The organism is Salinicola peritrichatus (assembly GCF_003206715.1).
GTDB classification, from domain to species: Bacteria; Pseudomonadota; Gammaproteobacteria; order Pseudomonadales; family Halomonadaceae; genus Salinicola; species Salinicola peritrichatus.
This window is the reverse complement of the sequence record NZ_PZJU01000039.1, coordinates 1-20,529: the sequence shown is the minus strand read 5'-3', so window position 1 is coordinate 20,529 and position 20,529 is coordinate 1. Positions and strand designations below refer to the sequence as shown.

Sequence of the window (20,529 nt, the reverse complement as noted above, 5' to 3'; positions counted from 1 at the left end):
GAATCACCACACTAGGCTTTATACGAAAACTGCCTGCGCTCGCCGACTTCTGGTACGAAGCCTAGTGCATGAAACGATGCTTGGGCATGTGGTCGGCATAGAAGTGATTGAGCATATGCTCTAGCCCCGTAGTCAACAGAGCGCCGCCAATTGGCGGGCCGTGGCCCGTCGTTGCCGTTGCCGGTTTGAGATTGGCTAGACGGCGTACGGACTCAAAAGCCTGCCCCCAATCCTGGGTGAAATAACGCGGCGGTCCGCTGAGCTTGGCGCGTTGAAGAAAAACCTTGTGAAGCGATTCCTGTTGCACACTGACGAAGGCATCCCCCGCAATTAGCGTTTTATCCTCTTCCCTGAATAGCGAAACGTGGCCGGGCGTATGGCCCGGTGTCGAAATCCAGCGCCACGAATCCAACCCGGGCACCGACCCGTCCTCGGGCAGCACCGACAATACTGTGTCGAACTGGTAGGGGCCGCGGGGGAAAAGCCCGGACAATTGCGTAATGATGCCACCGCCGGCTGCGGTATCGGCGGGAGGATAGGGCTGTGCCCCTGTCAGATAGGGCAATTCGAATCGATGCGCATACAGTGGCGCCTGCCAGTGGTGACTGAGTTCCAGAGCCGAGCCCACATGGTCGAAATGGCCATGTGTCAGGATAATGGCAGCGGGTACGCGATCGCCAAAAAGTCGTTCGGCGCAGGCGATGATTTTATGCTCCTGTCTGGGAAGTGCTGCATCGATCAATACCCAATTGCCGCTATGGGGCTCTGCAACGAAACAGACATTAACGAACTTGAGGGTTAGCTGGGTGACGCAAGGTGCTACCTGGACACTATGGTTGTCATTGAGAGAAATGAGTCCCAAAGGCAAGTATCGCCGAGTCGCATCGTTCATGGTCTCTCTCATCAAGCTATTGAAGTCGGTTGAAATGAACAGGGCACTGTGACTCGCCGATGGCCAGGCTTCGGTGATGTAGAAATGAGGTTCTCTAGCTGGTTACTGGCCTGGCCTTGTGCTGATCCAGCCGCTCCCCGATGAGGCGAACATTGTCGATGATAAGCCCGCTTCGTGGCCGGGCCGGCATGGACGAAAGATCGAGAGCGAGATCCTGCGGCGGTACGCGGTAGCAAAGCTGTCGGGTGAACTTTTCGATCGTCAGGTCGATCAATGCCAAGGTGATCCATTCCCCGGGGCAGCGATGCTGGGTCGCATGTTCGCTCCCGCCTTGGGGAATCAGCGCGAACCGATGGAAATCCCCGGTTTCCTGCTCGAACCTTTCCGGCCGGAAGTGCTCTGGCGCCTCCCATCGGGCTGGATCGTGATTGGTTCCGTAAAGATCCAGTATCAGCCGCTAGCCGCGATGAAAGCGGTAGCCGTGCCAGGTGAAGTCTTTCTTGATTCGCGCAGCCAGAAAGGGGAAAAAGGGATAGTAGCGCCTGACTTCCTGAATGAAATATCGGCGGTAGTCGGTTGCGTTGTCCTGCTTGAGCTGTTCGCGGCAGCTGGGATGCTCATGCATCGCCTTGACGGCAAATACCATATAGCGGGCGACCGCTACGATCGGCCTTATCAGGTTGAGCAATTCGACGGCGACGATGCGGCTGGGCAAAGGCATGCCTTGCGCGTCCCGAAAATTGGCGAACTCCGCCAGCGGCAGCGTCCGTTCGGCATCGTTCGGCCGATGTCTATACTCTTCGATCAATGGCACCAGGGCGTTTTCGGTCATGCGCCGGGCTCGCCGACTCGCCCAATGTTTGGGGCCGATGGCACCGCCCCCTTCGATCAACAGAACGAGATTCTGCGTCAAGGCCGGTGCGTCCTCTTCCCGCAACGGAATGCCGCACCAGTCGCAGGCTGCACGGCACAGGATGAGGTGAAACTCGTCGAGCAGAACGATGGATGATGAATCCTCCCAATGGCCCATGCGCGATTGCCAATACTGTTCGACCAATTGCATCAGCCAATCGATCCGCTCCTGAGACATCAAGGAAAGAAACAGTGCCTTCCGCTGATGGTGAGGCGCGTCATCGAGGCCTTGAATGCCTCCTTCCCCGAAAAGAGTTTTCTGGAGCCGTTTCGGCGCGGCATCTTCCCGACTCATGAGGCTGGCGTCATAAAACAGCTTGGCTGCCTCTTCGCCTCGCAAGAACAACGTATTCTTCAATAACAGGCGTGAGCGAAAGATATCGGTTCCCAGGCGGTCGCACTGCTCTCCAATGTAAGGGTAACCACCCTTCACCAGAGCGAGCGTGCACTCCCGGCTCGCCAGCGGAGCTTCCAGATCGTGGCTCATCGGTGCCGTCCCGATAAGAAGAGTGACTCGGTAGCGCAGTATGTCGAAAATCGACCAGAGCGCGCCCCGAGGCATTCCTGAGATGACGGAACCGTCTGCTGAAAATTGCCGCCCAAGATGGCCTCTGCCTGCTGAACCACGCTAGCGAGCCGATCGAGGAAGTCGCTGGTCTTTAGCGTCATCGTTGGTTGGCTCCTGCTGTCGCAGCTCCGGCACCACGGGATGCTCAATGGGATTGCGGCCTTTTGGGAACAGGTCCATAAGGATTCAAAGAATAGGCATATGCCGTATTGAAACCTGCCAGAGCGAGTAGAGCGGTATAGTTCAATATACGGATATCATGTGAGTTCTTGTCGCGTATCAACAAACCTTTCGATTCGAGGTGGCTCAAGCAACGGCAGACATGGACATTCGTCATGCCCAACAAATCGCCAACGACTTGCTGGGATAAGGGTAGGGTTAGATTCATCACTTCAGGATGCGGAAAATTGAGGCGCGCATGAAGTTCCAGGATGAAATAAGCGAGACGAGCCGTTGCATCATGACTGATCAAGTTATTGAGTCGGTCGGCCATGATATTGCTTTGATGCATGGCGGTGGCCAATACACCTTGCACGAAATGATGGTCTTTCCGCATCATCTCATCGAGTTTTTGCTTCTGAAAGGGAATGATCAATCCCTCCGTCAGCATGGCGACTTCATCGAAGTGGCTTCCGCCGTGATAATCGCGTAATCCAACGATGTCTCCCGGAAGATAGAGATCGATGATTTGTCGATGACCATTCTGGGTGATTCGGCGGGAGCATGCCCAACCGTCTTGAAGCGCCAATAGATACTTGGCGTTTCGCGCATGGCTCTTGATGACATCCCCTTTCTTGACTCGTTTAGGTGCTTCCTGAAGGGCTGTCAGCGCTTCGCGATCACGAATGGTAAGTGAAGTGTGATGAGAAAGAATTTCGTAATAGATGGCATAGCCATGCCATGGCTGGCTTTCTGCTACGAAGTGGCGCTCTGGATTTTTCTGCCGGTCGGCGGCTACGGACAATGAAGCCATTCAGGCCACCTCTACGGAAAAACCTGCCAAGCATGCCGAGATGCTTGGCAGGTTCGTGGATTTACAACCGATCCTTGATGATCGATTTGGCATGGCTGGCCATCTCTTCGTACTGGCCCGCTATCTTACCGAAAAACTCTTGGCATGCTTGGTCTCCACTCGATTCAGCATCCCGACGATACTGCTGACTGAGTTCGGCACCTTGTAGTGCATGATAAAGCGTACTGACAAGATCGAAGTCCTTGTCCTTCATTGGGCTACTCATGGTGCATGTCCTTTCAGTCTCCAGAGCTGTATCATCGGCGGTCTTGCTTTAGTGGCCCTGGCTTTTGCCCCCTTTACGACCCGCTTCGGATGCTTTTTCCGGGTCGTTCTTGAAGTTGCCAGAACTGTGCTGACCGCCTTTGTGTCCCGCTTCGGAAGCACGCTCGGGGTCATTCTGAAAGTTGCCGGAACTGTGCTGACCACCTTTGTGGCCGGCCTCGGAAGCGCGTTCCGGGTCATTCTTGAAGTTGCCCGAACTATGCTGGCCACCTTTGTGACCGGCTTCGGAAGCGCGTTCCGGGTCGTTCTTGAAGTTGCCCGAACTATGCTGACCACCTTTGTGGCCGGCTTCGGAAGCGCGTTCCGGATCATTCTGGAAGTTTCCGGAGCTGTGCTGACCACCTTTATGACCAGCTTCAGAGGCTTTCTCACGATCGTTCTGGAAATTACCAGGATTGCGGTTAGTCATTACAAATCTCCTATGAATCTTTCTGCGATGTTCCTTTCGCGAACGATGGCTGTACCATCAATTTCAATATAGCTAGGCCTTCGGGTAATTGCTAACGAAACAGGTTTTTAAATGTTATTAATTGAAATTAGGAAACGCTGTTTATATTTTCCAGAGGGTTGGCTGATATGACGATAATTCAAGCTTGCTGATTCATTTCACTGACTTTCTTGTATTTCGTCTTTTCCGTCAGGCAAGGTTGTTAGCTGAGTTCGGTGTTTGATTGGAAGTTCGCTCCGAGCTACCAGTAGGGAAAGCGCGCAGGATACCTGACAAAAGGGCTTTGTCAGGCTTTCGCTTATAACGTGATCGATGCAGGATTTACTGAAAGGGACGCCCGGTCATTGGAAATTACTGGGTTTATTCTTGAGGTCCGAAATGGGGCGCTCCACATCACGATCCATGGCGTCATGAAAGACCTTGAGCCCGTCCAATAGCGGGGCGATCGATTTCCATAACGCCTCATCCTTGAGCAAGTGATAAGTGCCGATGAGGCCCGGGGCGGCGTCATCTTCACGATCGGAGCGAATCCCTGCTTCGACGGCCGCGGCGGCATCGCGCAGGGCGAAAACCGTTTTGTAGAAGCGCCCTGGGGGAATGCTCGACAACGCCAGGAAGAGACTCGAAAGATTCTGGATGGCGTTCAACGAGCTCTCCCGGTTCAGCGCGTTGATCAGCGTCCGCGCCAGGTCTTCCTCGCTGCCCACGACATCGTTGGCGAATCGCAGCACTCCCTGGCGATGCAAGATTTGAAGAAGTCGTTCCAGCTCCTCATGAGCGGAAGGGTCGAGGTCTTCGTTGGGTGGTGGAGTATATTCGATCCGTTCTGCCATCAGTTTCTCTCCGGATGCGATTGGTGCTCAGGGGGCTGGCGGTAATCTTTCTGCATCCATTTGACCTCGACGGGAACGCCATCGATAGGCGTGCGAGACCCATATCGGAAATTGTTGTGGGGTAGGGGAGGTTCTCCCTTCTCCCGCGCCAAGGGCTCGATTTTGACGGCCGTTTCCTTGTAGGCGGGAGTGTCGACGTCCGGATCGTGATGCTCCCCGGTAAGGAGATTCAAGCCGGGCTTTCCCTGGTGAATGGGCATGAAAGCGGTATATCCCTGGACTCGGTCGGTGACGCAAACCTTGACTTCAAGACTGCCACGCCGGGACGATACGCGAACCCAACTGCCGTCCTCGAGATTCATTTCCTTCGCCATGTCCGGGCCTATTTCGATGAACCAGTCAGGCACTTCTTTGAGCGTACCTTCCGTTTGCCCGGTCTGATTCATACTCTGGAAATGTTCCAGCATCCGGCCATTGTCCAGCATGAAAGGGTACTGCTCGTCGCTGATTTCCGCGGGTGGCTGCCATTCGAGCGGATAGAGCTTGGCCTTGCCGTTTTCCAGCGGAAACTCGTTGCGATAGAGATAGGGAGTATCGTTGCCTTCGGTGTCGACAGGCCATAGGAGCGATTTCCAGCCGGCCAGGCGTTCGTAGCTGACCCCGGCGAAAAGGGGGGAGATGGAGGCGCACTCATCCATGATTTCGGACGGATGACGATAATCCCACGCATACCCCATGTGGTTGGCCAGGTCGGTCAATATTCGCCAATCGGGACGGCTATTGCCCAGTGGCGGCATGACTTCGTAGAAGCGCTGGATGCGCCTTTCGGTATTGACGAAGGTTCCCTCCTTCTCGACGCTGGGGCAGCCTGGCAGAATGACATCGGCAAACTGGGCCGTACGGCTGACGAACATGTCCTGCACGACGAGAAAGTCGAGTTTGGTGAAGGCATCATGGACATTGTTGGTATCCGCGTCGGAGAACGCAGTCTCCTCGCCGATCACGTACATGGCCTTGAGATCTTCCTTTTCGGCGGCCTGTACCATGAGAAAATTGCCTTCCCCCGCCTTACCGGGTAGCGAGTCCTTGTCCATGCCCCAACCCTTGGCCCAGCGTTCACGCGCCGCATCGTCGGTGACCGGATCATAGCCAGGGTATTTGTTGCGCAGGCAGCCGAAATCGCTCGCACCCTGAACGTTGTTATGTCCCCGCATGGGGTAGGAACCGGTGCCAGGACGCCCGTAATTGCCGGTGACCAGCAACAGGTTGGAGAAGGCGCTGCTGGTATCGGTGCCATGGCTGTGCTGAGTCACGCCCATCGCCCAGACGATACAGAGCCGCTCGGCCCGGCCGACGGTCTCTCCTAGCTCTGCCAGCTCCTCGACGGACAGACCGGTTACCTCGGCGGTGAATTCGAGCGTATAGGGCTCCAGCAAACGACGGTATTCATCCACACCCGATACGCGCTTTTCCAGAAACTCCAGATCGGCATAGCCATGATCGAACTGGTAACGCGTAATGGCCAGCACCCAGGCCAGATCGGTACTTGCATGCGGGCGTAAGAAACGGTCGGCGCGCTTGGCCATTTCATGTTGGCGGGTATCGATGACGATATGTTTCTGATGGCCCTGCTTGTGCGCGGCCTTGAGGCGCGATGCGATCACCGGGTGACTCTCGGCGGTGTTGCTGCCCACCATGATGACCACGTCTGCCATTTGCAGATCTTCGATCCGGCCGGCATCGGCACCATACCCGGCAGTACGGCTCAGACCGGTCGAGGCCGGACTCTGACAATATCGCGACGAGTTATCAATATTGTTGGTGCCGATGATTTGCCGAGCCAGCTTCTGAGCCAAGTAAGCTTCTTCATTGCTGGCCTTGCTTGAACCGATGATGCCGATGCTGTCGGGCCCGTGCGTGTCGCGTACTTCCAGTAGGCGTTTCGCCACCAGCGATAGGGCTTCCTCCCAGTCGGCCTCGCGAAAGGCGCCATTTTCGCGAATCAAAGGCGTCTTCAAGCGTTTGTCGGAGTTGACGAAATCCCAAGCGAATTTGCCCTTGATGCAGGTGGAAATGCCGTTGACCGGTGCCTCTTCGACCGGTTGGATCTTGAGAATCGTACGATCGCGCGTCCACATCTCGAAGGAGCAGCCAACACCACAGTAAGTACAAACGGTCTTGGTGCGCTTGATTTCAGGCTGACGCCAATGCATGTCCAGAACGGAAATACCGGTAATCAAGCGCGCGCCGGTCGTTTTTTCAATCGTTTTCGTGGCATCGACCATCGACCTTTTCATGTCCTGAGGAACGAAGGTGAACGGCCCCGTATTTTCGTGCATCGTATTTTCCAGCAACGCATTGCACGGGCAGACCGTGACGCAATGGCCACAATGGACACAGCTCGATTCATCGATAGGGCGGCCGCCGTCCCAGAGCACGCGTGGATGCTCCATGTCATAGTCGATCGTCAATGTCTCGTTGACTTCGACGTTCTGGCAGGCCTCGACACAGCGACCGCAAAGAATGCACTGGTCGGGGTCGTAGGTATAAAAAGGGCTGGAAGTGTCTTTTTCGTAAGGCTTGCGCTGATATTCGTATCGCTGGATGTCGATGCCCATGTCGGCGACCGTGTTGTGCATCGTGCAGTCGCCATTATTGTTCTCGCACACGGTGCAATACAGTTCATGTTTCGACAGCAGTCGATCCATGCCTTCTTCGCGAGCTTTCCTTACGAGATCCGAATCGCTTCTGATCTCCATGCCGTGCTCGCTTTTAACCGCACAACTCCGTTTGAGCTCACCATCAACCTCTACCCAACAGGTATCACAAGTCTGGATAGGACCAAGAGACTTCAAATAACAGACATGAGGGACGTTGATACCGTTTTGTTCAAAAAAATCGACAAGCGGAACGTCACTTTTTCCAGTCAACGTTTCCCCATCGACACGTAGCGTACATTGTGTCATTGCTCATTCACCTTGTCACGGAAGTATGACCACTCTAACGTTGGTCCTTCTTCGTATAACGTAGCCAGGACGAAGAATCCCGCTAGCGCGAACTGAGAATGGGCTTGATCTAAGTTAATGAGATGTTTGTTGTGGTTTTTCTAATATAGCGTCAAGCTGATAAGAAGAAGTTTTCTCCTAGCTTCAGGCTAAAGGCGCAATTTCAGGCTAAAGGCGCAATAAAGAAAAAGAGAATGGCTCCTAGCGGAAATTACGACTCGGCAAGTAGATCATTACGCATCGGTATAATCTCCAGGCGTGGATACAGCCCTAAAACCCGGAAGGCTTTATCGATAGTGGAAAAGCGAGTACTAATTTCAATGTTGAAGAGATTGGTGATGCTGGGCGGCGTCAATCCCATCGCTTCAGCGAAATCATCACGCGTCCAACCTTTTTCAATGATGCCATTGGAAATGGCAATTTTAAGGCGGAGGCTAATCGGCGGATGCCAAACATACTTCGATCCATCCTTCACGGGGCTTTCCGGAACGTAGTGCGATGACGCCAGATAGCTGGCGATGATCGAACTCAAATTCTTTATGGCGAGCCGAGATAGGACCTCCAAATCGGCAGCGGTGGCAACGAATTCTGGAAATTCCCGACACATGGCGATATATCCAGCTTTATCCTTGGAAACCTGAATAACGTATCGCATGAGGCCTCGTTGTGGTCTGGTTACATCTTTTATCCAGATTAAAGCGTAGCGTTTCACAGACAGCAAAACAATAACTTAGGTTGGTTTCTCCCTACCGTTAAGTTGTGAATTGTCTACTACTTCAGCATAGAGTCCACTTCATACTATGAATGAAATCAATTAGATATACAATATGCGGGTTGTTCTCGGTAGCCATCTTGCCAAGCATGACTTCTCAGCGCGATGGATATAGGGACCATGGGGCACGGAACCACGCGGTGCCAAGACCATCGCATCCGATGGAAAATCGGTAGAGTGGCTGATGATGCGCCGCTAAACCAGGATAGAGAAAGGGAAGATGTATAGAGAAAGGGAAGATGTATAGAGAAAGGGAAGATGACTGCCGGTCGAATTCGATGATCTTGACAAGCGATACCAAGCCTACTGCTTCCGGGTATTCGCCTGTCAAGAACGCTTACAGTCACGGAATCGCGGATTGCCTTCAATGGGCTATTGTGTTGCTCGGTTTTAGATAGGAGTAGATATACGCAGTGCTGAACCCTGCAAGGCTAAGCAATTCCTCATAGTTCAGTATCTTGATGTTTCTCGTTTCTTTGTCCCTGTGGAGTAATTCAAGCGACTCCAGGTGGTTCAGGCAACGGCAGACATGTACATTGGTCATGCCGAGTAGGTCACCGATCACCTGCTGGGATAAAGGAAAAAAGATATCTCTGGCCTCAGGATGGCCAAGATGCAACCGCGCATGTAACTCCAGAATGAAATAAGCGATGCGAGTGGTTGCGTCATGGCTAATAAGATTATTCAATCGGTCAGCCATGATATTGCTTTGATACATCGCGGCCCCCAAGAAGGCGTGTATCAATTTCGAATTTCCCTCCATGGCTTTATCGATTTTGTTCTTGGGTGCAGGAATGATCAAGCCCTCCGTGAGCATAATGATTTCATCAAAACGCCCACTTTGCTGATAGTCGCGTAAACCGACGATGTCTCCTGGCAAGTAAAGATCGATGATTTGCCGGTCACCGTCTTTCGTCAACCGGCATGAGCAAGCCCAGCCGTCCTGGATGGCTAGCAGCATGCCGTTATTGCAGGTATCGCTTTTGATGACTTCTCCCTTTCTGACCCTTTTGGGGGAGCCTTGCAACATTCGCAGCGTTTCCCGCTCATGACGAGATAAGGCGCCATGCTGGGATAAGATGTCGAAATAGATGGAATAGCCAAACCAAGCTTGGCTGCTCGACACTGTATAGTGCTTAGGTTGAAGCTTTTCATCGACAGCGAGAGATGATGAAGGCATGGTCGCAAATCCTTATGTCAAGGAACTGCCAAGCACTCCACGGTGCTTGGCAGCCGTGCACTATTGAAGCCGTTCTTTGAGAAGCGACCTTGGATTTTCAGCAAGGGCGATTCAGGACATATCCTTATGTCGCTGAGACATGGGCGCAAAATTCATCGTCCCTGGTTTTTGCCGCCTTTATGGCCCGCCTCGGAAGCCTTTTCCGGGTCATTTTTAAAGTTACCGGAACTGTTCTGGCCCCCCTTGTGTCCAGCTTCTGCAGCTCTTTCAGGATCATTCTTGAAATTACCAGAGCTATGCTGTCCACCTTTATGACCTGCCTCGGAAGCCTTTTCCGGATCATTTTTGAAATTGCCAGAGCTATGCTGCCCACCTTTATGGCCTGCTTCAGAGGCTTTTTCTGGATCATTCTGGAAGTTTCCGGGGTTACGGTTAGTCATAATACTTCTCCTGAAATAATTTAAGGTCCTTCTTGGATGATATCCGTACCATCACTATCGAAATGTAGCTTCTCCTTGATGGTCGTCTAGGGATTCAGGTTTTTAAATGTTATTAAATTAAATTAGGAAACAGTGTTAGCTTTGTTTTGTTCAGGAACAGGTACGTTTCATTTAATTCAGCAACCTGAATTAAAAGGGTTTTTTATTTGGCAATCTGTGATTCTTATCATGAGTTAAATTGTAACATTGGGCGCCGGTGCACTGGTTGGCCCGTTATTGTCAACCCCGAATGGCCGACGTTGAGAAGTAAACGACACTTTTTATCGCTTGCATAACGACGCGTTCGAGGACGGGAACTCGTTTTCTTGGCAAACCGGGCGACGGGTATGGCTAGGCTTCTCTGCTAACTTGAGTGGTGCGCGTGGAGGGGGAAGAGATTGGCTGGCGAGAGCTGAGGCATTCCCTCCGGGCATTGCAATACATTCACGGAGCCCTGCTGGGCCATATACGTAAGGAAAACGTAGCGATGCAGCCGAAATCCAGAGCTTGGTGGCGTTACCCCATCATTTCGAAACGCGCTTCCCTCAACAATGCCGCTGGCGAGCCGCTCGTGGATTGGTGGAACAGTGCCGTCATCTACCAGCTATCGCCCTGGAGCTTTCAGGATAGCGACGACGATGGCATCGGAGACCTGCAGGGCATCATTCAACGCCTCGATTACATCGGTTCCCTGGGCGTGGATGCGATCTGGCTCACGCCGATCTTCGTTTCGCCCATGGATGATTTCGGCTATGACATCACCGGCGAGCGGGATATCGCTCCGATCTTCGGTACGCATGAGGATTTCAGGCGCTTGGTCGATCTGGCCCACCGACGTGGCTTGCGAGTCATCCTGGACATGGTCTGGAACCATACATCCGACCAGCACCGCTGGTTCGTCGAGAGCCGCTCCAGTCGAACCAATCCCAAGGCCGACTGGTACGTCTGGGCCGACCCCGCGGAAGGCGGCGGCCCGCCCAACAACTGGCGCTCCTCGTTCTCCGGCGAATCGGCCTGGCATTATGACGAAGCCCGCCGACAGTATTACTACGCCAATTTTCTCGCCAGCCAGCCGGATCTGAACTGGTACAACGATGACATGCGCGACGCCATACTCGAGATCGCCCGTTTTTGGCTCGAGGCCGGTATCGACGGGATGCGCTTGGATGCAGTCAACTTCTTCTGTCACGATCCCGAACTGCGGGACAATCCCCCGCGGGACGAGCAGTGCGGTACGCCTGATGGGCTGTCGATGGACAACCCCTTGGCGGAACATCAGCTCGCCAATAGTTTCTGTCGCCCGGAAACGCTGGAACGTCTGGCGCCGATCCGGGAACTGGTCGATCAGTATCCCGGCGTTGTGCTGCTTGGAGAGGTGATCGAGGCGGAGGATTCGATCAAGCTGGCGGCCGATTACACCGCGGGCGACCGCCGCCTGCACCTGGCTTATCACGGTGCCTTGCTGTTCGAAGAGCGCATGCAGGCAAGGCTGCTTCGGCAGGTCGTCGAACGTGCGCTGGATGCCTTTGGCGAGCAGGGGGCTTGCTGGATCGTCGGCAATCATGACTTCGGCCGGCTGCGCTCGCAGTGGTGTGCCGAGCGGGAAGCGTATTCGTTGGATTTCTATCGCATGATGGCCACGCTGCTACTGGTGTTGCCGGGCGCCTTCTGTCTCTGGCAGGGAGACGAGCTAGGGTTGGAAGAAGCGCGAATACCGGAAGACATCCCCCCCGAGAAACTGAAAGACCCGTTCGGCCGAACGATGTATCCCACGCTCAAGGGGCGCGACGGTTCGCGCACGCCGATGCCGTGGAGCGATGACCAGCCCCATGCGGGGTTCACCCGGGGCGAACCCTGGCTGCCGGTTCCCGAGCATCACCGCCGCCAGAGCGTGGCCGTGCAGCAGTCCGATCCGGATTCGATGCTCAACCACTGGCGTTGCCTGTTGCGTTGGCGCACTGTCCAGCCGGCGCTTCAGGCGGGCCGGACGACGGTGCTGGAGTTCGATGAGCCACTCTTCGGCCTCCTGCGCGAAGAGAACGAACAGCGTCTGTTGTGCCTGTTCAACGTCTCGGACCATCCGGCCAGCGTGGACCTGACGCCTTTCGGCGACTTGCGCCCGGTGGAAGGGCTCAGCCATCAGACCGGACTGGATACGCCGTATCAGTTGGGCCCCTGGGGCGTGCTGCTCGCCGATCTCGCCGTCGATCGGCCATCGAACGAACATTGATGCCGATACGTTTCAAGGCCATTGCGACGACCAAGGAGCCAAGACAATGACTCGAGACTGGCGTAACGATGCCGCGATCTATCAGATTTATCCTCGCAGCTTCATGGATGCCAACGACGACGGGATCGGCGATCTCGACGGCATCCGGCAGCGCTTGTCCTATATTGCCCAACTCGGCGTGGATGCCATCTGGATCAGTCCTTTCGTGCGTTCGCCGATGGAAGATTTCGGTTACGACGTCAGCGATTATTGTGCCATCGAGCCGATGTTCGGCGATATGGCAAGCTTCGAGGCACTGGTGACGGAGGCTCACCAGCTCGGACTCAAAGTCCTGATGGATCAGGTCTGGAATCACACTTCCGACCAGCATCCCTGGTTCCAGGAGAGCCGCTCGAGCCGGGACAACCCCAAGGCCGACTGGTATGTCTGGGCCGATCCAGCAGAGGACGGCGGTCCGCCCAACAATTGGCGCGCGACCTTCGGCGGCAGCGCCTGGACCTTCGACGAGAACCGGCGCCAGTACTACCTGCATAATTTCCTGGAATCACAGCCCGATCTGAACTGGTACAATCCTGAGGTGCGTGCCGCCGTGTTGGAGACCGGACGTTTCTGGCTGGAGCGAGGCGTCGACGGTTTCCGGCTCGATGTGGTCAATTTCTATGCCCACGACCGCCAACTGGCCGATAACCCGCCGCGTCCGCCCGGTGCGCCACGACCGGCTGGCGCCGGGCCGACCGATCATTACTTCGACGCCATCAACTCAGGTACCGTCAGCCGGCCAGAGACGCTCGAGATGTTGCCCGAGCTGCGCGCACTGGCGGATGAATATCCCGGCACCTTGCTGCTGGGAGAGATCTCGTCGACCGAGGACTCCCTGGCCGACGCCGCCGGTTATGTCGAGGAAGGCCGCTTGCATTTGGCCTACAATGCCGCTCTGGTCACCGACAAGCCGTTCACCGCCGACACCCTGCAAGCTCTGTTGTCGCGTTGTCTGAGACTCTTTCCCCACAACCGGCTGTGCTGGACGTTCGGTACCCATGATTTTCCTCGTCTCAAGGGGCGCTGGTCGGCGCACAGCCCGCTCGATCCCGCGCTTGAGCGGCGCCTCGACGGCTTGTTGGCGGCGTTGCTGGTCGGTCTTCCCGGCGCTTGTTGCATCTACCAGGGAGATGAATTGGGGCTGACCCAGGCACAGTTGACCTTCGAGCAGCTGCGCGATCCCTACGGTATCGCCAACTATCCCGACATCCTCGGCCGCGATGGCTGCCGCACGCCCATGCCATGGACGGACGAGCTGCCCAACGGCGGCTTCACCCGGGCCCGTAGTGCCTGGCTGCCGATGCCGGCAGAACACTTGGCGCTGGCGGTGCAGCGACAGGACGGTGATGCCGGTTCGCTGCTCAACGAATACCGTCGGCTTTTGAACTGGCGGCAAAGAACTCCGGCGCTGCGAGGCGGGGAAACGCAGCTGCTCGACGTTCAGGGCAATGTGCTGGCCTTCGAACGGGGAGCGGGGAGTGCGCGCATTCTATGCGCCTACAATTTTTCTGACGAAACGGCGACGTTGTCGTTGCCCCGAACTTCCCAAACTCCCGATCGCGCTCAGGGCTATCATCATCGCGCTCAGGGCTGTCACCTGTGCGAGCCTTCTTCACCGGAGGCGCTGGTGCAGGAAGGGCATCTGCGCCTGCCACCGTTTGGTGCTGCATTTCTATCGCGGGAAGAAAGGAAGGAGTGAAATCGTTGAAAACGTCGAACGCGCAAGAGACGAAGCATCTGATCGAAAATGCCCGACCTTTGGCCGGGCATTTCATTACTACATCTGTTCCCGCTGGGCTCCCGAGCCTTCTCGTGCCTTGCCTAGCGAGGGCTCCTGACCCAACGGCTCCGGCTGCTCCTTGACGGAATACTCCGCTCGGCCGTCGAGAGACGGACCTTGGCACCAACGACCCTGGGGCGCCTCCTTGTCCAGCAAGGTATTGAGATAGTAATAGGAGTGCTCGGTCGCTTCGTGCGCTTCCGGTGTAGAGTTCGGAATCGGCAGGTTTTTCTCGAGACCGCCGAGTTCTTCGATGACAGCGAGCCACTGCTGTTGGTGGAATGTATCTCTGGCGATCAGGAATGAGAGGAAATCCTTCATACCTTTATCGTTGGTCCAGTTGTAGAGACGTGTAGCCAGGACACGGCCGCCGGACTCCGCCGTGACGTTCGCCATCATGTCGGCAGCGATATTGCCGGTGGCGTAAACATGGCTCATGTCGAACGGCACGCCGTTGGAATTGACCGGCATGGCCGACAGCCCCGAGGAAAGCAGGTGTCTCGGATTGGCGCCGCCCAGAATGGCATTGATGATCGGATCCTTGGCGGACTCCTCCTGGTAGGACACCGGCGCCCCTTCCAGATTCAGGGCCACGGCATGACCAAGCATCTCGATGTGGGCCAATTCTTCAGTGGCGGTCGACATCAGCAGGTCGCGGATGCGATCGTCTCCCCGCGCGCCCATGGCTTGAAAGAAGTACTGCATGGCGACACGGATCTCGCCCTCGATACCTCCGATCGCCTGCTGCAGCAGCATCGCGAATTGGGGATCAGGCTGGTCGACTTTGACGGGATACTGGAGTTTTGAGGAATGATGGAACATGGGTTTGGCTCCGAACTTTCGAGTAGGTGGGTGCCTTTCAGCATCAGCACGAATGAAGCTAGTTCAGGCATTATGTGTTCCTAGTATCCCAGGTTAAAAAGAATCCAAAACATGAGTTTATTTATGTTTCCTGCCGCCTCGTTCACGTAAGGCATTGATATGGGTGATTTTATTTCGCATCATGGGTGCCGCGCCATTTGCGTGCAGCATTTACAGGCGCTGTTTCCGGATGACACGTGCACGCTTCTTACCTGGCGATACACTTCTCATAAAAAACATAACGCCCATCGATTTATCTGGCCCGCCATTCGAGGCATGCTGAATGGGCAGCGCTAGGAAGGCGTGGTGCCAGGGAAGGAATTGCAGGAAGTGATCTTCACAAGGACGCATGGCAGGGAGCCATGGCTGGTAAGCAAGGAAACGCAGCATTACTAGGGCCCGGCTTCGGCTGGGCCTTCTTTCGTCTGTTGCGGGCTTTTTGGCCCGTTCAGCTGATTCCTATGATCATTATGCCATTGGCCAAACGAGCCGCGACTTGGCGAGTTTTTCGAACTGAATCAGAAAAAACCGCCCATTGATGGACGGTAATATCGAACGGAAGCTTTAAATGAAGTCTAGCCAAGCAAATCCTAGGCGGCGATAGATGACAACGTCGCCTGACGACGTTGGATTGCGGTCAAGGCTTTTTCCAGGTCCCAGGTCTTGCATTTGAACGCCGTGCAGTTGGCACAACAGACGTTGGCGCCTTCCTGCGCCTTTACCGGTAAATGAAATTGGTGCTGGCCGCAAACGGAACATGTTAAATCGAGCGTAACCTTGGTCATGCTCAAGCCCTCCAGCGATGTTCGGAATCGTTCGACGGTTGAGCCACGCGCGCCATTTGCAGTGTCAGTGTGCGTGAGCGATCCAGCAACTGTATCAAATAATTAGGAGAGCGGGAGTCTTCCCAATGACCATAGGTGTCGATGAACTCGCCACACTCCGTACAGCTAATCTCGTCCCAGGCATCATGGGCTTCGGTCGAGATGACTTGCGTACTTCCGCAGCGAGTGCATGAAATATGCTGTCTCATGATCAGCCCTCCTTGGCTTCGATATCCGGCCGTCCTGGCCGATGATGAATGATGGCTATCCTTGCCTGATTCAGGATCGATGTTCCAGTTGATCCGCTGTCGGCTATCCTTGCCAACGCTACGGGATCAGAATTGCACATCCTTTTTGGATGTACAAGTGTTATACGGAATCGGAAGCGTGTAGAAATTATCGTGGATTAACCCTATTGGGTACGCAGGGCGTACTCACAGGACAGCGGCAGCCGTGATCGACCCCTGGCCGGGTCAGGCCAATGACGCACTCTGCGCTATGCCAGCCGCCACGGCCGCTGAGGGGGCGGTACGGACCAAGCGGGTGGTCATCCGTTGATCCGATAGGCGTGCCGACCAGCTATGCTGACCATGTCGCAACACGGAGCCGGGACGACCCATGAGTTCTCTAAGCCAGCACAAGGCTTTCATCTTTCTATTGACAGCGGTGTCGATCGCTTTCGTCTGGCTGCTGCTGCCTTTTTATGGCGCCGTCCTGTGGGCGGTCATTCTCGCTATCCTGTTTCAGCCGATGCACCGGCGGCTGGAAAGGCGATTGAAAGGGCGCCGCAATACCGCTGCCTTCATCAGCGTATTGGCCTGCGTATTCATCGTCATCATTCCCGTGACGTTGATCTTCGTGTCGCTCATAAGAGAAGGGGCGAGCGTCTACCAGCGTGTCAACAACGGTACATTCGACTTCAACGACTACCTGGACCAATTTCTCGTTACCTTGCCACCGACCGTTCAGAACTGGTTGGGCAGTGCCGGTATCGACAGTATTTCCGATCTGGGCAATCGACTCGCGTCGGCCCTGGAGCAGGGTAGCCGGCTGATCGCGACTCATATGCTCAGCATCGGTCAGAACACGCTGCAATTCCTGGTCAGCACTGGGATCATGCTCTACCTGCTGTTCTTCCTCTTCCGCGATGGCCGTTCGCTGGGGCATCAGGTTCGCGCAACGGCGCCGCTCAGTGACGCCTATACCTACCAGTTGATCGATAAATTCACGGCGGTGGTACGTGCCACGGTCAAGGGCAACGTGATCATCGCGGTTGTCCAAGGCACGATCGGTGGGGTGGCATTCTGGTTGCTGGGGATCGAGGCAGCCTTGCTGTGGGGCGTGCTGATGGCCTTTCTCTCCCTGCTGCCAGCGATCGGTTCGGCGATCATCTGGGTGCCGGTCGCCGCCTATCTGCTGCTGAGCGGCTCCTACGCCAAAGGCTTGGTTCTGGTATTCGTGGGGGTCGTCGTCATCGGCCTGGTCGACAATCTGTTGCGACCGCCACTAGTCGGCAAGGAAACCAAGCTGCCTGACTACGTGGTATTGATTTCGACCGTTGGCGGCATGACGCTGCTCGGCATCAATGGCTTCGTACTGGGGCCGTTGATCGCGGCGCTGTTCATGGTTTCCTGGTCGCTCTTTCGCAGCGAGAAGGAAGCCGATGAACAGGCGCATGAGGTCGACAAGACGCCTTCGGAATCGCCGTCGGAGCTACCGAAGTGACGACCGACATCGGAGGTATTCCAGCCGCGCCATGCTTGAAGGGCAAGGATGGCGAGCCACCAAGACGCGGTGCTTGTTCCCGGCCGCTCGGCTGATTATGATAGGCGCCGCCTGGCCGGTGTAGCTCAGTCGGCAGAGCAACGCATTCGTAATGCGTAGGTCGGTGGTTCGAATCCACTCACCGGCACCAGGCAATAATCGTAGTCATTTCAAATGGTTGCGACGAAAAGAGGCCGCCTGTTTGAGGCGGTTTTTTTGTGCCTGAAATTCTTGGGTATATGCAGGGTCTAGGACTTGCCCTGTGATATCAAAAGGAAGGAAGCCCGAGGCAATTTCCAGCTGCACGAATTCCGGGGACGTGCTGACCCGTACTCCAGTGGCCTAGCTGGGAGGACCCAGATAGTGCCCGGCTGAGACTGCAATTGGTGTGGCGGGGGTGCGGTTTCGGTGATCTCTGATGGCCACCATATCGGCCCACCCGCTTGCTGTTGCCATGCTGTTTGCTTGTGAGACAGCAGATCGTCGATCTCCCTATACACCTATAACCCTTCGAGAGTTTGAGAGCGGGAAAGCACCCCCGCCTTCGTGCATCGATCTGGAGCGTGTGGATGCGCGACTTGGGTGGGCCTTTTGGAGGGCGCGGGGCCTGCAAGTTGAGTCGCCTTGCTTTTGTTGTGTCCATTGTGTCTTTGTGTCCTGTTGTTTCTAAGTTGTTGTTTAACATATGAAATAATTCTGGACACAAAAAATCCGGACGCTGGACACGATTCTTCCAGATACGGGTTGTGTCCGGCAGCATGGGATGATTGCTTAAGCTCCAAACGTATCCAGCAAACGTCGACACGACACAAAAGGTGGAAACGGTGTTCTGTAACGATCAAGCCACCAGGCGAGCGTGCACATCAGCGGGCGCGCGCTCATTCGCGACGCATTGAACCGCGTCTGGTCTTTCATCTGTACTGGTGGTAATTTGCCCCTGAAGACCGCCCGAGTGCGGCGGGGATACCAGCCCCGTTACCAACGTGGTCCTTGCAGTTCCGCCTAGCGGCGAGGTAGCTGGCCTCGAAACCAAAACAGTATTCAACGGCCTTCGTGCCATTCTGAACCGGCCCTCGTGCCCGCTCCGCTTCCCTTCTCAGGGATCGCGGATGACCTGACTGCCGTCGCTGCCTTGAGCATGCGACAGCATTATGCCCGACGTTTGCCCGCGACCTGCGGCCACACCCCGGCGCATTCCTGCCCTCCGCCCTGGCGGATACTCCAGCTCTACGCCTCACGGCGATGCCATTGCGTGCACTGTCTCCGCATGCCTGGGCGCTTTTACGCTTCCGGCACGTCACCGGCAGATCACCGCCGATGCCGGTCGCTGTTGCGTCCAGTCCATGCCACCCAGTGCATGCGATGGCATCCCCCACCCGCGTCTCCTCGCTCCGAGGAGACGCGGGGTCCCCCTGGCCAGCCAGCCGCTCAACCCCGCGGTTTCCTGGTCACCCATCGTCGGACGAAAACCGACGAATGCTCTACCACGGCGCAATGCCGTTCCTCGAAACGACGCCCTGGGCGTCGATACGTGACAGCGACTCGGGCAGCCCCTCGCTAGGGCTGGGCCTTGGCCTAAGCCGGAGCTGGCAGCGATCGCTGCCGGCGTGCGTGAGCCCCACGCCATAGCACCCGCATGAGTCACCGTCACATCACCAGCGATCCAGTCCGCAGTAGGGAAACGTCTGCGAGAAAAAACGCCTCCTCCAGGTCTGCGCACACCTCAGATGCGCGTATCACTTACCGCCAAGACAGGGGCAGCGGGGGGATCTCCAGCAACACTTCGAGGAAAGAGCATGGCTAAGGCGAACAATTACGGGTTACGCACGCGGGATCTCGGCAAGGCAGGCAGGTTCGCCGTCAACGCTGTGGCCCGAGAGGGACAGATGGGATATGCCACGGCGGCAACCGTGGGCCAGCGCTGGCAGGCGTTCGCAGCGTTTGCCAAGGCAGAGGGCGTCAAGCGTCTGGAGTACGTCACGGCGCAGCTGGTGGCCAGCTATGGCCAGGCGATCGCCACTAAGGTGGCCACAGGGGAACTGTCCGCGGCTTACGGCCAGAATCTGGTCAGTGCCGTCAACACGGTCATGGGCCACGCCACGCGAGGGGAATGGCAATCCGTGAGCCCGACCAAGGATGCCGGCATTGCCCAGCGGGTAAACGTGCGGACAGCCATTCCCGATGGACTCGACCGGCAGGCTGTGACCGTGGCGAGTGAGGATCTGCGTAGTGCCGGAATGGCCAACGGTGCGGCAGTCGCGGAGCTGGCCCGGGATCTGGGGCTCCGAGCCAAGGAAGGTTCCCTAATCGACGCAAAGCGGGCACTCCAGGAGGCGCACGCTACCGGGCGCGTAACGATCGCCCACGGCACCAAGGGAGGGCGCATCCGGGAGGTGCCTATCACGTCTGAGCGACAGCTGGTGACGCTCGCCTACGCGGCCAGCGTCCAGGGCAATGCCCGCAGTCTGGTCCCGACAGGCCAGACCTGGGCGAAGTGGGAAGATGGAGGCTTACGTCAGACACGACAAATACTCCAGGAGCATGTCATCAGCCGGATCCATGAACTTCGGTCGGCTTACGCCGTGGATCGCTACCAGGCGCTCACCGGGCACTTACCCCGAGCGTTTGGCGGCAACCCCGAGTTC

At 56.1% G+C, this 20,529-nt stretch carries 17 protein-coding genes, 1 tRNA gene and 1 pseudogene; 5 read left to right on the top strand and 14 right to left on the bottom strand.

The window, feature by feature from the left end; all coding sequences use genetic code 11:
* Window positions 1-61: 61 nt before the first annotated feature.
* The 12 genes and pseudogenes from DOM57_RS14400 to DOM57_RS22735 all read right to left on the bottom strand — a co-directional run bounded on the left by DOM57_RS14400 (window position 62) and on the right by DOM57_RS22735 (window position 10,347).
* On the bottom strand, window positions 62-892 hold the full coding sequence (locus DOM57_RS14400) for an MBL fold metallo-hydrolase (RefSeq protein WP_162619549.1): 831 nt from the start codon (window positions 890-892) through the stop codon (window positions 62-64).
* A gap of 94 nt (window positions 893-986) precedes the next feature.
* Window positions 987-1,172, bottom strand: a complete 186-nt coding sequence (locus DOM57_RS22350) for a hypothetical protein (RefSeq protein WP_239496241.1) — start codon at window positions 1,170-1,172, stop codon at window positions 987-989.
* A 60-nt stretch (window positions 1,173-1,232) separates the two neighbouring features.
* Window positions 1,233-1,340 (bottom strand): annotated as a pseudogene (locus DOM57_RS22740) (cytochrome P450); the annotation flags it as partial.
* Window positions 1,341-1,349: 9 nt separating this feature from the next.
* Window positions 1,350-2,291, bottom strand: a complete 942-nt coding sequence (locus tag DOM57_RS14390) for a cytochrome P450 family protein (protein WP_110649893.1) — start codon at window positions 2,289-2,291, stop codon at window positions 1,350-1,352.
* 226 nt (window positions 2,292-2,517) lie between these two features.
* Window positions 2,518-3,345, bottom strand: a complete 828-nt coding sequence (locus DOM57_RS14380; protein WP_110649891.1) for a Crp/Fnr family transcriptional regulator — start codon at window positions 3,343-3,345, stop codon at window positions 2,518-2,520.
* 61 nt (window positions 3,346-3,406) lie between these two features.
* On the bottom strand, window positions 3,407-3,598 hold the full coding sequence (locus tag DOM57_RS14375) for a hypothetical protein (RefSeq protein ID WP_110649890.1): 192 nt from the start codon (window positions 3,596-3,598) through the stop codon (window positions 3,407-3,409).
* A 60-nt stretch (window positions 3,599-3,658) separates the two neighbouring features.
* Window positions 3,659-4,078, bottom strand: a complete 420-nt coding sequence (locus DOM57_RS22825) for a con-10 family general stress protein (RefSeq protein WP_110649889.1) — start codon at window positions 4,076-4,078, stop codon at window positions 3,659-3,661.
* 380 nt (window positions 4,079-4,458) lie between these two features.
* Window positions 4,459-4,950, bottom strand: a complete 492-nt coding sequence (locus DOM57_RS14365; RefSeq protein WP_110649888.1) for a helical membrane plugin domain-containing protein — start codon at window positions 4,948-4,950, stop codon at window positions 4,459-4,461.
* On the bottom strand, window positions 4,950-7,916 hold the full coding sequence (fdhF, locus tag DOM57_RS14360) for a formate dehydrogenase subunit alpha (RefSeq protein WP_110649887.1): 2,967 nt from the start codon (window positions 7,914-7,916) through the stop codon (window positions 4,950-4,952). The genes DOM57_RS14365 and fdhF overlap by 1 nt, the downstream gene beginning before the upstream one ends.
* A gap of 250 nt (window positions 7,917-8,166) precedes the next feature.
* Complete coding sequence (locus tag DOM57_RS14355; protein ID WP_110649886.1) at window positions 8,167-8,610, bottom strand: helix-turn-helix domain-containing protein; 444 nt, start codon at window positions 8,608-8,610, stop codon at window positions 8,167-8,169.
* A gap of 481 nt (window positions 8,611-9,091) precedes the next feature.
* On the bottom strand, window positions 9,092-9,907 hold the full coding sequence (locus DOM57_RS14350; protein ID WP_110649885.1) for a Crp/Fnr family transcriptional regulator: 816 nt from the start codon (window positions 9,905-9,907) through the stop codon (window positions 9,092-9,094).
* 152 nt (window positions 9,908-10,059) lie between these two features.
* Entirely contained in the window at window positions 10,060-10,347 is a 288-nt protein-coding gene (locus DOM57_RS22735) for a con-10 family general stress protein (RefSeq protein WP_110649884.1), read from the bottom strand.
* A gap of 610 nt (window positions 10,348-10,957) precedes the next feature.
* Here DOM57_RS22735 and DOM57_RS14340 point away from each other — a divergent pair.
* Window positions 10,958-12,616, top strand: a complete 1,659-nt coding sequence (locus tag DOM57_RS14340; RefSeq protein WP_162619548.1) for an alpha-amylase family glycosyl hydrolase — start codon at window positions 10,958-10,960, stop codon at window positions 12,614-12,616.
* A gap of 46 nt (window positions 12,617-12,662) precedes the next feature.
* Window positions 12,663-14,354, top strand: coding sequence for an alpha-glucosidase (locus DOM57_RS14335; RefSeq protein WP_110649882.1), 1,692 nt, complete (start codon window positions 12,663-12,665; stop codon window positions 14,352-14,354).
* A gap of 78 nt (window positions 14,355-14,432) precedes the next feature.
* On the opposite strand, the gene DOM57_RS14330 is transcribed toward DOM57_RS14335, so the two are convergent.
* Window positions 14,433-15,257, bottom strand: coding sequence for a manganese catalase family protein (locus DOM57_RS14330; RefSeq protein WP_110649881.1), 825 nt, complete (start codon window positions 15,255-15,257; stop codon window positions 14,433-14,435).
* Window positions 15,258-15,886: 629 nt separating this feature from the next.
* Window positions 15,887-16,081: a hypothetical protein gene (locus DOM57_RS21840; RefSeq protein WP_162619547.1), complete on the bottom strand. Its 195-nt coding sequence runs from the start codon at window positions 16,079-16,081 to the stop codon at window positions 15,887-15,889.
* 657 nt (window positions 16,082-16,738) lie between these two features.
* Here DOM57_RS21840 and DOM57_RS14325 point away from each other — a divergent pair.
* From DOM57_RS14325 to DOM57_RS14315, 3 genes are all read left to right on the top strand, one after another.
* Window positions 16,739-17,845, top strand: a complete 1,107-nt coding sequence (locus tag DOM57_RS14325; RefSeq protein ID WP_110649880.1) for an AI-2E family transporter — start codon at window positions 16,739-16,741, stop codon at window positions 17,843-17,845.
* A 114-nt stretch (window positions 17,846-17,959) separates the two neighbouring features.
* Window positions 17,960-18,035, top strand: a tRNA-Thr gene (locus DOM57_RS14320).
* A gap of 1,645 nt (window positions 18,036-19,680) precedes the next feature.
* Window positions 19,681-20,529: integrase domain-containing protein (locus tag DOM57_RS14315; protein WP_110649879.1), on the top strand; the 849-nt coding region annotated here is incomplete at its 3' end.

What these genes read in the sequence shown, in the direction of transcription:
- DOM57_RS14400 (WP_162619549.1), bottom strand. Translation starts at nt 892, where the DNA reads ATGAACGATGCGACTCGGCGATACTTGCCTTTGGGACTCATTTCTCTC.
- DOM57_RS14390 (WP_110649893.1), bottom strand. Translation starts at nt 2,291, where the DNA reads ATGAGCCACGATCTGGAAGCTCCGCTGGCGAGCCGGGAGTGCACGCTC.
- DOM57_RS14380 (WP_110649891.1), bottom strand. Translation starts at nt 3,345, where the DNA reads ATGGCTTCATTGTCCGTAGCCGCCGACCGGCAGAAAAATCCAGAGCGC.
- DOM57_RS14375 (WP_110649890.1), bottom strand. Translation starts at nt 3,598, where the DNA reads ATGAAGGACAAGGACTTCGATCTTGTCAGTACGCTTTATCATGCACTA.
- DOM57_RS22825 (WP_110649889.1), bottom strand. Translation starts at nt 4,078, where the DNA reads ATGACTAACCGCAATCCTGGTAATTTCCAGAACGATCGTGAGAAAGCC.
- DOM57_RS14365 (WP_110649888.1), bottom strand. Translation starts at nt 4,950, where the DNA reads ATGGCAGAACGGATCGAATATACTCCACCACCCAACGAAGACCTCGAC.
- fdhF (WP_110649887.1), bottom strand. Translation starts at nt 7,916, where the DNA reads ATGACACAATGTACGCTACGTGTCGATGGGGAAACGTTGACTGGAAAA.
- DOM57_RS14355 (WP_110649886.1), bottom strand. Translation starts at nt 8,610, where the DNA reads ATGCGATACGTTATTCAGGTTTCCAAGGATAAAGCTGGATATATCGCC.
- DOM57_RS14350 (WP_110649885.1), bottom strand. Translation starts at nt 9,907, where the DNA reads ATGCCTTCATCATCTCTCGCTGTCGATGAAAAGCTTCAACCTAAGCAC.
- DOM57_RS22735 (WP_110649884.1), bottom strand. Translation starts at nt 10,347, where the DNA reads ATGACTAACCGTAACCCCGGAAACTTCCAGAATGATCCAGAAAAAGCC.
- DOM57_RS14335 (WP_110649882.1), top strand. Translation starts at nt 12,663, where the DNA reads ATGACTCGAGACTGGCGTAACGATGCCGCGATCTATCAGATTTATCCT.
- DOM57_RS14330 (WP_110649881.1), bottom strand. Translation starts at nt 15,257, where the DNA reads ATGTTCCATCATTCCTCAAAACTCCAGTATCCCGTCAAAGTCGACCAG.
- DOM57_RS21840 (WP_162619547.1), bottom strand. Translation starts at nt 16,081, where the DNA reads ATGACCAAGGTTACGCTCGATTTAACATGTTCCGTTTGCGGCCAGCAC.
- DOM57_RS14325 (WP_110649880.1), top strand. Translation starts at nt 16,739, where the DNA reads ATGAGTTCTCTAAGCCAGCACAAGGCTTTCATCTTTCTATTGACAGCG.